The sequence below is a fragment of the Aeromonas popoffii genome (genome assembly GCF_037818705.1).
Lineage (GTDB): Bacteria > Pseudomonadota > Gammaproteobacteria > Enterobacterales > Aeromonadaceae > Aeromonas > Aeromonas popoffii.
In genome coordinates this window covers 2,756,100-2,767,693 of sequence record NZ_CP149129.1, presented here as the reverse complement: position 1 = coordinate 2,767,693, position 11,594 = coordinate 2,756,100, and the positions used below count along the sequence as shown (strand labels likewise).

Genomic DNA, 11,594 nt, shown 5'->3' with positions numbered 1-11,594 from the left:
TCCTGACTGTTCCATGGATGCAGATAGCCGCAAGGCCACCCCGCGGGGTGGCCTTGTGGCGTGAGAGCCTCAGTAAGGGATGGACCCTTGGCCGGCATTAGCGGGGGCCAGCTCGCTCCCCTTGTCGGTGTACAGGGCTCGTTGCTGAGATAGGCGTTGAAGATATCGGCCCGGCCCTTGCTGAGATCCTCGATATTGACCGAGGTCCGGAGCTGGGTGAAATGGGGCTCGCTTGGGGTTTAGTGGTAACGGGTTGCCCGCAACGTGGCATCCTGATGGGTGGAAAACATCATGATCCGTTTGCCACGCATGGCATCAATGGTGAGAATGCCGCTGGCACGGCGGCCAGGAAGAGGGACGGGGAGTGTTGAAAGAGGCAGGCGATCGCCAGTCAGGGTATGCCTGGGCAGAGGAGGTCAACAGCACTGTGTTGCCCACGTCAACGTCGGTACGACCGCTTTGCCGCTCCTCCACCAGGCTTATCCTTGCCACCGGCCTTATCTCCGCGTCCAGTCCGGCTCTGGCATAGCAGCCCTTGGCCCTGACCATGTGATAGCCCACACATTGGGGTCAGCGCAGCTGGAGCAGCACAGGTTCCGGCGGGGATCTGCTGGCCCGTAGGGGAATGGCGTAACTGATGCCCATCAGGAGCAACCAAAGCACGCATCTCTTCATCCATGCGAGTCTTGTTCTGAGTGTTCCATGGGGGGCGACCCCCTGAGAGGGTCATATTCTTGTAATGAAGCACATTCTAAAGGGTTTTTTGATGTACCGGATACTAGCGCAGCACAACGAGTTCATGGTGATCAACAAGGGGCCCGGCCTTGGCATGCATGACGAGACCGATGAGTCCGGCCTGGTCAATCCGGGTCTGGTCAGCCGGGTCAAGGCCGACACCGGGTTTGTCCTCTATCCCGTCCATCGGCTCGACAAAATGACCTCAGGGCTGGTGTTGCTGGCGCGCACCACGGCGGCGAACCGGGCACTCAGCATGGCGTTTGCGGATCGGCAGGTGAGCAAGCAGTATTTGGCCCTCTCCGATCGCAAGCCCAAGAAGAAGCAGGGCTGGGTCAAGGGGGATATGCAAAAAGGGCGTGGTGGCAGCTGGATGCTGGCGCGCAGCCTGGACAACCCCGCCATCAGCTGGTTTGACTCAGTGCCGGTGCGCGAGGGGCTGCGGCTCTACCGCATCAAGCCCCAGACCGGCAAGACCCACCAGATCCGGGTTGCCCTTAAAAGCATAGGGGCGCCCATTCTGGGGGATGAGCGCTACGGCGGCACGGTGGCCGAACGCGGCTACCTGCACGCCTGGCGCTTGAGTTTCACCCTGGCAGATGAGGCGTTTGATTTTATCTGCCCCCCTGATGAGGGGGAGATGTTTCTCCTGCCCGAGCTCAAGGCCGCCATCGCAGGCTTGAGCGAATGAGCGGTGCTCAGGCGGTGCCGGAGAGCCGGGTGCCTGCCAGCGGCTGGATCCTGGCGGATTTTGACGACACCCTGGCCCCGGGCGACAGCCACGCCGGCCTGCTGCGTTACATACTGCGTCGCCGCCTCTGGCCGTTGTTGTTGCTGCCGGTGATCGCGCTGGGCGGCCTGGTGTACCTTGTGCCCAGCCAGCGCAGGCGGGGGATTTCGCTTATCTGGTGGGCCATCACCCTGGGGCTTTCGCCCCTTGGCTGGCGCAAGCTGGTGCGGGCCTATTGCCGTATCCGGCCAGGCCTGTTTCGCGAGGCGCGCACCTTGCTGGCGGACGTGCACGAGCGCTGCTGGGTGATCTCCGCCAGCCCTCGTGCCCTGGTACGAGGCCAGCTCTATCAGCAACTGCCCGGCAAGTTGCCCCATCGTACTCTGGGCTCCCGGATGCACTACCGCTACGGCGGTCTGATACCGCGTTTTTACTGCCACGGTCGGCACAAGATACTGCCCGAGATCCGTGCCCTCACTGTGACGCTGGCCTTGAGCGACAGCCTGCACGATCTGCCGCTACTGGCGCAGGGCGCACAGGCCTGGCTCATCAATCCCACCCCGGGGCGCCTGCAAACAGCACGGGCTCACTTGCCCCACATAGTGCCCAAACAGTGGCGGCTGTAAGGGAAAGCTGACAGCCCGTCGGGTCGCCGTGAGGCGATCCGCAAGGCTGCGGCATCAATGTCACAATCTATTTACATTTTTTGGCGATGGAGTCGGGGAAACTATCTGGAACCCGCCTCTTCTCTTCTGCTACGCACCTGCTTCTAATGAAACAAGTTGTTAACAATGGATCGATTGACGGAGTGGCCGGCCTGGCCGTGCGTCGCTGCGTTAACCCGTTTTAACCACTTTCAGTCATCAGCCAACAGCAAGGAGCGCCTCATGACGACCATTTCCTCTTCCCGTTCCCACACCATCAATCCCCTCGGCACCGATGGTTTCGAATTCGTCGAATACACGGCACCGGATGCCAAAGGCATTGCCGCCCTCAAGACGTTGTTTGTCTCGCTGGGGTTCGCCGAGGTGGCAGAGCACAAGCACAAGCAGTGCTGGCTCTACCGTCAGGGTGACATCAACTTCGTGATCAACGCCGAGCCCCACTCCCAGGCGGAGCAGTTCGCCAACCTGCACGGGCCGAGCGTCTGTGGCATGGCATTTCGGGTGGCGGATGCGGGCAAGGCCCAGCAGTTCGCCATCGCCAAGGGTTCCAAGCCCTTCGTCGGCAAGATAGGGCCCATGGAGCTCAATATCCCTGCCATCTACGGCATCGGCGAGAGCACACTCTCGTTTGTTGATCGCTACGGTGACAAGGGCTCCATCTATGACGTGGATTTTGTCTTCTACCCCGATTGGCAGGCGCGCATGGCCGAGGTGGACGCAGGGCTTTACGAGATCGATCACCTGACCCACAACGTCCAGCGCGGCAACATGGATGTCTGGTCCAACTTCTATGAGCGGATCGGCAACTTCCGGGAAATTCGCTATTTCGACATCGAAGGCAAGCTGACTGGCCTGCATTCTCGTGCCATGACGGCACCCTGCGGCAAAATTCGCATCCCCATCAACGAATCCTCCGATGACAAGTCCCAGATCGAGGAGTACCTGCGCCAGTACAAGGGGGAGGGGATCCAGCACATAGCCCTGGCCTCCAGCGACATCTACCAGACCATACGCACCCTGCGCGGCCGTGGTACCGGTTTTATGCCGACGCCGGATACCTACTACGAGAAGGTCAACAGCCGGGTCGAGGGCCATCAGGAAGATCTGGAGGCGCTGAAAGCGCTGCGGATCCTGATCGACGGCTCACCGACGAAAGATGGCATCCTGTTGCAGATCTTCACCGACACCGTCATCGGCCCCGTGTTCTTCGAGATCATCCAGCGCAAGGGCAATGAAGGGTTTGGCGAGGGCAACTTCCAGGCACTGTTCGAATCCATTGAACTGGATCAGATCCGCCGCGGGGTACTCAATGATGCGTAACGGGATCCGACTTCATCGAGCCCAGCCCCATTCATGCGAGGTACTTGGCGATGCGTAACTGGATAAGCTTTCCCCATCGGGAGGGGACCCACTCCCGGCAGGCTCATGCCGATCTGCCTGAGCAGGCCATCTACGAGCGTGAACTGGGGCGGGCCGGTTTCTTCGGCCCCGCTACCCACATGCACCACAAGCACGCCCCCACCGACTGGAGCAACTGGGAGGGGCCGCTGCGGCCACGGCTGTTCGACCTTAATGCCCTTGACGAGGAGGTCAATTCTCTCTCCCCCTGGGTGATGCCGGATATCCTCAGCAATCCTCACTGCCGCTATCGGATGTGGCGGCTGGCACAAAAGATGCCGTTTCTGGTGCGCAACGCCGACGGCGACGAGCTGCTGTTTATCCACGAGGGGGGCGGTGACTTCTTCTGCGATTACGGCCACCTGACCCTGCGGGATGGCGACTATGTGGTGATCCCCCGTGGCACCATGTGGCGCATCGAACCCAGCTCGCCCATGTTCATCCTGATGATAGAGGCGACCAACGACAGCTATCAGCTGCCGGACAAGGGGCTGGTGGGCAATCATGCCATCTTCGATCCGGCGGCGCTGGATGTGCCCGCCATCAATGAGGCCTTTTTAGCCCAGCAGGATGAAAATCCCTGGTCACTGCAGGTCAAGCGCCACGATAAGGTGTCGGTCATCACCTGGCCCTTCAATCCGCTGGATGCGCTGGGCTGGCACGGGGACTTGTGCGTGGTCCGCCTCAACTGGCGCGACATTCGCCCGCTGATGAGCCACCGCTACCACTTGCCACCCTCGGCCCACTCCACCTTTGTGGCGAGCCGGTTTGTGATCTGCACCTTCGTGCCGCGCCCCATAGAGAGCGACCCCGGCGCCCTCAAGGTGCCCTTCTATCACAGCAATGACGACTACGACGAGGTGCTCTTCTACCACGCCGGTGACTTCTTCAGCCGGGACAATATCGAGCGGGGCATGGTCACCTTCCATCCTGCCGGCTTTACCCACGGCCCCCATCCAAAGGCGTTTGCGGCGGGGCAGGCCTATGCCAAGAAATTCACCGACGAGGTGGCCGTGATGCTGGATACCCGCGATGCGCTCAATGTTGGCAGCCTGTGCGAGGGGATAGAAAACCCGCGTTACGTCAGCAGCTGGCGTCGTCCGGACCCCATGACTGCCACCGGCAAATAAGGATTTTTATGAAACTTGCAACCTTGAACAATGGCAAACGCGATGGCGCCCTGGTCGTCGTCAGCCGGGATTTGACCCGTGCGGTGCGGGTGGCGTCCATCGCCACCACCCTGCAAGGGGCGCTGGATGAGTGGGCGCAAACCGCCCCCCGCCTTGCCGCCGTCTATCAGACCCTCAACGATGGCACCTGTGCCGATACCTTCCCGTTCGATGAGCGTGAGTGCCTCTCGCCCTTGCCCCGCGCTTACCAGTGGGCCGACGGCAGCGCCTATGTCAATCATGTGGAGCTGGTGCGCAAGGCGCGCGGCGCCGAGATGCCCGAGAGCTTCTGGCATGACCCCCTGATCTACCAGGGCGGCTCGGATTGCTTCCTGGCCCCCCGTGGCCCTATCGTCATGGGCTCGGAGGCCTGGGGTATCGATTTCGAGTCGGAGGTGGCCATCATCACCGACGACGTGCCCATGGGGACGAGCCCGCAGGCGGCAGCCGCCCACGTCAAGCTGCTGATGCTGGTGAACGACGTGAGTCTGCGTAACCTCATCCCCGGCGAGCTGGCCAAGGGCTTTGGCTTCTTCCAGTCCAAACCCTCCAGCGCCTTCTCGCCGGTGGCCATCACCCCCGATGAGCTGGGCAGCGACTGGCAGGAGGGCAAGGTGCATCTGCCGCTGGAAACCCATCTCAATGGCGTCCTGTTCGGTGCGCCCAATGCAGGGGTGGACATGACGTTCAACTTCTATGAGCTGATCGCCCACGCCGCCAAAACCCGGCCACTCGGTGCGGGCTGCATCATCGGCTCGGGGACCGTCTCCAACTATGACCGCAGTGCCGGATCCTCCTGCCTCGCCGAACTGCGCATGTTAGAAATTATCGAGTCAGGTCAAGCCACTACACCCTTTATGCGCTTTGGTGATACAGTGTCCATCGCGATGCAGGATCGCAATGGGATGAGTCTGTTTGGCACCATTTTGCAAAAAGTCACGCAACAGGATGTCAACCAGATGACGTGAAGGATCCAGTGTGGGCGCAAGGCCGACTGGTGAACGGCAGGTGCCCTTGCACCTGCCAACACAGGGACAGATTATGTTGCAGTTGTTTGGATATTGGCGTTCATCGGCAAGTTATCGGGTGCGGATCGTGATGCAGCTCAAGGGGCTCGATTACGAGCATCACCCAGTCAACCTGCGGCAGGGCGAGCAGCGCGAGAAAGCCTATTCTCGCATCAACCCTCAGGGGCTGGTGCCCTTTCTCATCGACGGGGACGTACAGCTCGGTCAGTCGGTTGCCATCATGGAGTACCTCGACGAAACCTACCCCGCCTATCCCCTGATGCCCTCGGCCGCCCAGGCGCGAGCCAGGGTGCGTCAGATAGTGAACATGATCGCCTGCGACACGCACCCGCTCGACAACCTGCGGGTGCTCAACTATCTGGAGCATGAGCTGGGGCTGGGCAAGGCGCAGCGTGATACCTGGTATCGTCACTGGATTGACGAGACCTTCACCGCCCTCGAACAGTTGTTGATGACCACGGCTGGCGTCTACTGCGTTGGCAACGAGGTGACCCTGGCGGACTGCATGTTGGTACCCCAGGTCTACAACGCCCGCCGCTACGACATGACCCTGGACGACTACCCCACCATCGCCCGTATCGTCGCCAACTGCGAGCAGCTGCAGGCCTTTATCAAGGCCGCGCCAGAGCAGCAGCCGGATGCGCAGGGGTAGGCATTATTGTGCATTACAACCAACATTAGAAGGAGTTAATGATGGGAATTAAACCCGGTCCAAAAAGAAAAAATGAAGATGGAACACCAGATAAGCGGCAACGGGTTACACCTGAAAAGAAAAAAGAACATCCAGATCTGAAACCTCATAAACACAAACCAGGTCATTGAAAGAAAAGCAGCTTTAATAAGCTGCTTTTTTATCTAGAAATATTATCCCAGTATGCTTCACTGTTTTGCACGAAGATATAGAACCTTTAACGTCGAACCAGGGGCCAATCTTTCTTCAGTTAAGAAGAGTTCTTTTTTTGCTTTGACAAGATCTGATAACTTCTTGTAGCCATATAGCCTCGAGTCAAAGTCAGGCTGTAGTTTAGTTAGGTAGCTACCAAAAGTTCCTAATTGTGCCCACCCAGCATCATCACTTGATTGCTCTAATGCGGCCAATAGGAAGTTTGCAGGGAACGGTGGTTTAGTATCTGTGGTATTAGAGATCGCGGGAGCGTGGGCCAACCTCTGACCACTTTCGACCTTTTTATCGGGTACACTTATCTCGGTTGTGGCTCCTGGACGAAGAAATTCAGTAAATATAAATTTATGACAGGCATTGCGGAAGGCATCTGGTGTCTTTTTCTCACCAAAGCCAAGGACAGTAAGCCCCTCTTCACGCAATCGCATTGCGAGGCCAGTAAAATCAGAGTCACTCGTAATCAGACAAAAGCCATCGAACTTTCGTGTATAGAGCAAATCCATTGCATCAATAATCAGAGTGCTGTCCGTGGCATTTTTACCTGTTGTATATGCGAATTGTTGGATAGGTTTTATAGCATATTGCTGTAGCACCTTTTTCCACGACGCACTTGTTGGCGCAGTGAAGTCACCGTATATACGTTTTACAGTGGCCTCTCCAAACCGTGCAATTTCTGCCAGCAATCCCTCAATAACTGCTGCTTGGGCATTGTCTGCGTCAATGAGCACAGCCAAACGTAGGGTTGGTTCTTCAGCTTCAATTTTTGCAACCAGTCGTGGTGATACCAAGGTAGCTCCTATTCTCTGATTATGTCAGCCTATGTGTCATAAACACGTTAACCATCTTACCCAGCCTGAGCAACATCATCCATCACATTAATAGGTAAACGATCAGAGAGAGTTGGTTTTTTTATTGACGTGTTTTGATTGCGAACGTAGAAAAACAAAAAGCCCCTCGAAAGGGGCTTGGTTATCTCGTAGTGAAACTGTCCGCTGGGGTTATCAGTAGCTCTGCTGGTGGACGTCCATCACGGCGCGACCGGACGGGTCGGCCATCTCCTTGAACTTGGCATCCCACTCCAGCGCAGTGGGGGTAGAGCAGGCGACCGACTTGCCATAGGGCACGGTACGGGCGGCAGACTCCAGCGGGAAGTGCTCGTCGAAGATGGCGCGATAAAAATAGGCCTCCTTGGTGAGCGGGGTGTTGATGGGGAAGCGGAACGCCGCCGCCTCGAACATCTGATCCGTCACTTCGGTCTCGACCATGGCTTTCAGGCTGTCAATCCACGAATAGCCCACGCCGTCGGAGAACTGCTCCTTCTGGCGCCATGCCACTTCGTGGGGCAGCAGCTCCTCGAAGGCTTCGCGCAGGATGTGCTTCTCGATCTTGCCGTTGCCACACATCTTGTCGGCAGGTTGCAAGCGCATCGCCACGTCCATGAACTCCTTGTCGAGGAAGGGCACGCGGCCTTCCACGCCCCAGGCGGCCATCGACTTGTTGGCGCGCAGGCAGTCATAGAGATGCAGGGAGGCGAGCTTGCGCACGTTCTCCTCGTGGAACTCGCGGGCGTTGGGGGCCTTGTGGAAGTAGAGATAACCGCCAAACAGCTCGTCGGAGCCCTCGCCGGAGAGCACCATCTTGATCCCCATCGCCTTGATGTAACGGGCCATCAGGTACATGGGCGTGGAGGCGCGGATGGTGGTGACGTCATAGGTCTCGAGGTGATAGATGACATCCCGCAGGGCATCCAGACCCTCTTGCACGGTGAAGTGGATCTGGTGGTGGATGGTGCCCAGATGATCGGCCACCTTGCGGGCGGCGGCGAGATCCGGTGAGCCTTCCAGCCCCACGGCGAAGGAGTGCAGCTGCGGCCACCAGGCCTCGCTCTTGCCATCGTCTTCCACCCGGCGGGCGGCATAGATCTTGGTGATGGCGGAGATGACGGACGAATCCAGCCCGCCGGAGAGCAGCACGCCATAGGGAACGTCGCACATCAGCTGACGTTTGACCGCGGCTTCCAGCGCTGCTTTCAGCTCGGCCTTGTCGCTGACGTTGTGCTCGACTGCGCCGTACTCCATCCAGTCGCGCTTGTACCACTGTTTAAGCTCGCCATCCTTGCTCCAGAGGTAGTGTCCCGGCGGGAAGGTTTCGACGCTCTTGCAGACCGGTACCAGCGCCTTCATCTCGGAGGCGACATAGAAGTTGCCGTGTTCATCGCGACCGGTATAGAGCGGAATGATCCCCATGTGGTCACGACCAATCAGGTAGGCATCCTGTTCGGCGTCATAGAGGATAAAGGCGAAGATGCCGTTGAGATCGTCCAAAAAGGCGGGGCCCTTCTCCTTGTAGAGTGCCAGCAGCACCTCACAGTCGGAGTGGGTCTGGAACTGGAAGTCGCCCTTGAGGTTTTTTTCGAGCTCCTTGTGGTTGTAGATCTCGCCGTTGACGGCCAATACGTGAGTGCGCTCCGGGTTGTAGAGCGGCTGGGCGCCATTGCCCGGATCGACGATGGCCAGGCGCTCGTGCACCAAAATGGCTTTGTCGGAGCTGTAGACACCGGACCAGTCAGGACCGCGGTGACGCAATCGCTTGGACATCTCCAGCGCCGATTTGCGCAAGGCTGCTGCATCGGATTTGATGTCCAGAATGCCGAAAATAGAACACATTGGCGGTAATCCTCTTGATTTTTATAGGAGCCCCCCACGAACGGGCTCGAAATTCCATTTACATTCCTCGCCAATCACAATGCCTAGCGCAAAAACCTTTTGCAAGCGGGAAAACCGCAGAAAATCATGCCGCCAACGTCAAGTCGACGGGGCATCAAGCAGCGGGTGCAGAGGGGAAACTTGACGTGTACGTCAAGCAGTGGCGGGTTCGAAGATCACATAGAGCTTGCGGCAGGGGGTGAGAGTCTCCCACTGCCCGACAAAGCCTGCCGGAATCACGAACTGATCCCCGGGTTTGAGGGCAAGCTGGCCGCCCTGACTGTCGTGGATCACCACATCCCCTTCCAGCAGTTGGCAATACTCGTGCTCTGTGTAGTGGATGGCCCAGCGGCCGGGCTCGCAGGACCAGAAGCCCACGTGAAACTGCTGGCTCGGATCCGAGTAGTGATTCCAGACCGTTTGCTCAGGGTTGCCCCCTTTAATGCGCTCGGGGGCGGGCATCAGCGGGGTAGGGGCCGCCTCGTGGCGGTCGAGCAGGATCCAGTCGTTGAGGGTCTTCATGGTGCCTCCTTGGCAAGGATATAAAAGCGGGGCCATCCCGGCCCCGCGCTTGTTCGTTTTATTAAACGAGATTGAGCATAACTTAAACGATGCGTCTCCCCTTGCCAAGCGCCGCAACGCTAAGGGTCAGAGCGGCTGCAAGCGGCGGATCACATGGCGGGCGAAGCCGCTGCCTGCCTCGTCGTAGACGTTGAACACCGCATCCACCCCCTGCTCCTGCAGGGAGGCAATATCATCCTCGAAGCGGACGATGGCGGCGATCTTGCCGTTGAATCCGTGGCTGCGCAGCTTCTTGATGGCGTAGAGATTGCCCGAGTGGTGGGGCATCGCCAGCAGCACCAGGTTGACCTGATGGGAGAGCAGGACCTTGTCCCAGAAGTCGGTATCGGTGGCGTCGCCCTCAATGACGTTTATTCCCTGGGCGCGCAGGGTGGGCAGCTTCTCGCTGTCGTTCTCGACCCCGAGGATGACGTTGCCATATTTGTTCTCCAGCTCGAAGTAGGCCCCTTGGCCGATGCGCCCCATGCCAAGGATGATCACCTCGGCATCGCCGAGTTCGATGGGCCTCTCCTCCGGGTGCAGGGTGTTGGCCTGGATCCCGCGCAGCCAGCCGCCGAGTCTGTGGTAGATCCGCTCGCTTTGACTGTTGAGCGGCACCGAGATCATAAAGCTCGCCGCCAGCGCCAGCGAGACCGCCACCAGCCACTCGTGGGAGATCCAGCCCGCCTTGGCGACAATGGCCGCGACGATCAGACCAAATTCCGAGAAGTTGGTGAGCGCCAGGGTGGAGAGCAGGGCGGTACGCACCCGCAGGTGGGCGCCGCTGAAGACCAGATAGTAGAGGGCGCTTTTCAGCGGTAGGGCCAGCACCAGCGCCAGTGCCAGCAACATGGTGTCGTGGGTCGGCAGGCCGTTGAGGCCTATGGTGAGGAAGAAGCAGACGAGGAAGAGGTCTTTGAGGTTAAAGAGCGCTTTGGCAAGCCCCGCTGCCGCCGGATGGGAGGCGAGCAGCATCCCGATGATCAGTGCCCCCAGATCCGGTTTGAGCCCGACCACTTCAAAGCCGGCCGCCCCCACCACCAGCGCCAGAAACACCCCGAACAGTACCTGCAACTCGCCGTGACCGGTCCGCTCCAGGAGTTTGAACAGCAGGGGGCGCAGCAGTGGCAATCCCAGCACCCAGAGCGCCCAGATGCTGGGCCACTTGCCGCTGGAAAGCGTCAGAAGGGCCACCGCGAACACATCCTGCATGATCAGCACCCCGATGGCGAGCCGGGCGTAGAGGGCATTCATGTCGCTGCGATCCTCCAGCACCTTGACCGCAAAGACGGTGCTGGAGAAGGAGAGGGCAAAGCCCAGCAGCAGTGCCAGCTTCCAGTCCAGCGACAGGGTGAGGTGGAGCCCCAGCCCCTTGCAGACCAGCAGGACCACGGTGAAGAGCAGGGTGGAGAGCAGCAGATGCAGACTGGTGGTACCCCACACATCCCGCCGTATCAGGGTCTTGATATTGAGCTTGAGACCGATGGTGAATAGCAGCAGGGTGACGCCGAGATCGGCCACCTCGCTCAGGGCGGGGGTATTGTGATAACCCATGCCGTTGAGGATAAAACCGGCGGCCAGAAAGCCGAGCAGGGGGGGCAAGCCAATCAGATTGACTACCATGCCGCAGCCAAAGGCAACGGCGATCAGAATGGGTTCCATAACAGGTCCAGCAAGGGCAGGAGCGTCCCGCCCTGTTTAA

11 protein-coding genes and 1 pseudogene are annotated in these 11,594 nt (G+C 59.1%); 7 read left to right on the top strand and 5 right to left on the bottom strand.

All coding sequences use genetic code 11. The features are described 5' to 3' along the window. Positions 1-134: 134 nt before the first annotated feature. A pseudogene (locus WJM78_RS12650) lies at positions 135-549 on the bottom strand (ABC transporter substrate-binding protein); the annotation flags it as partial. 217 nt (positions 550-766) lie between these two features. Here WJM78_RS12650 and WJM78_RS12645 point away from each other — a divergent pair. From WJM78_RS12645 to WJM78_RS12615, 7 genes are all read left to right on the top strand, one after another. Beyond that, the gene (locus WJM78_RS12645; protein ID WP_212513546.1) at positions 767-1,426 is read left to right on the top strand and encodes a TIGR01621 family pseudouridine synthase; all 660 of its coding nucleotides are present in this window, start codon (positions 767-769) and stop codon (positions 1,424-1,426) included. Then, entirely contained in the window at positions 1,423-2,091 is a 669-nt protein-coding gene (locus WJM78_RS12640) for an HAD family hydrolase (RefSeq protein ID WP_339009672.1), read from the top strand. The genes WJM78_RS12645 and WJM78_RS12640 overlap by 4 nt, the downstream gene beginning before the upstream one ends. 261 nt (positions 2,092-2,352) lie before the next feature. Beyond that, positions 2,353-3,450 (top strand): 4-hydroxyphenylpyruvate dioxygenase, encoded by a 1,098-nt coding sequence (gene hppD / locus WJM78_RS12635; RefSeq protein WP_042036679.1) that lies wholly within the window; start codon positions 2,353-2,355, stop codon positions 3,448-3,450. Between the two features lie 50 nt (positions 3,451-3,500). Continuing rightward, positions 3,501-4,658 (top strand): homogentisate 1,2-dioxygenase, encoded by a 1,158-nt coding sequence (locus WJM78_RS12630; protein WP_042036680.1) that lies wholly within the window; start codon positions 3,501-3,503, stop codon positions 4,656-4,658. An 8-nt stretch (positions 4,659-4,666) separates the two neighbouring features. Further along, on the top strand, positions 4,667-5,665 hold the full coding sequence (locus WJM78_RS12625; protein ID WP_339009670.1) for a fumarylacetoacetate hydrolase family protein: 999 nt from the start codon (positions 4,667-4,669) through the stop codon (positions 5,663-5,665). 73 nt (positions 5,666-5,738) lie between these two features. Then, positions 5,739-6,377: a maleylacetoacetate isomerase gene (gene maiA / locus WJM78_RS12620; protein WP_339009668.1), complete on the top strand. Its 639-nt coding sequence runs from the start codon at positions 5,739-5,741 to the stop codon at positions 6,375-6,377. A gap of 38 nt (positions 6,378-6,415) precedes the next feature. Further along, the gene (locus tag WJM78_RS12615; protein WP_265342293.1) at positions 6,416-6,547 is read left to right on the top strand and encodes a hypothetical protein; all 132 of its coding nucleotides are present in this window, start codon (positions 6,416-6,418) and stop codon (positions 6,545-6,547) included. A 57-nt stretch (positions 6,548-6,604) separates the two neighbouring features. Here the strand turns inward: WJM78_RS12615 and WJM78_RS12610 are convergent, their stop codons facing one another. The 4 genes from WJM78_RS12610 to WJM78_RS12595 form a co-directional block, all read right to left on the bottom strand. Further along, positions 6,605-7,414: an NYN domain-containing protein gene (locus WJM78_RS12610; RefSeq protein WP_212513542.1), complete on the bottom strand. Its 810-nt coding sequence runs from the start codon at positions 7,412-7,414 to the stop codon at positions 6,605-6,607. Between the two features lie 213 nt (positions 7,415-7,627). Continuing rightward, positions 7,628-9,292 (bottom strand): asparagine synthase B, encoded by a 1,665-nt coding sequence (gene asnB / locus WJM78_RS12605; RefSeq protein ID WP_339009664.1) that lies wholly within the window; start codon positions 9,290-9,292, stop codon positions 7,628-7,630. 192 nt (positions 9,293-9,484) lie between these two features. Next, positions 9,485-9,853 carry a cupin domain-containing protein gene (locus tag WJM78_RS12600; RefSeq protein WP_339009662.1) on the bottom strand — a complete coding sequence of 123 codons (369 nt, stop codon included), beginning with the start codon at positions 9,851-9,853 and terminating at the stop codon, positions 9,485-9,487. Between the two features lie 126 nt (positions 9,854-9,979). Beyond that, positions 9,980-11,554, bottom strand: coding sequence for a cation:proton antiporter family protein (locus tag WJM78_RS12595; protein WP_339009660.1), 1,575 nt, complete (start codon positions 11,552-11,554; stop codon positions 9,980-9,982). Between the last annotated feature and the right edge of the window lie 40 nt (positions 11,555-11,594).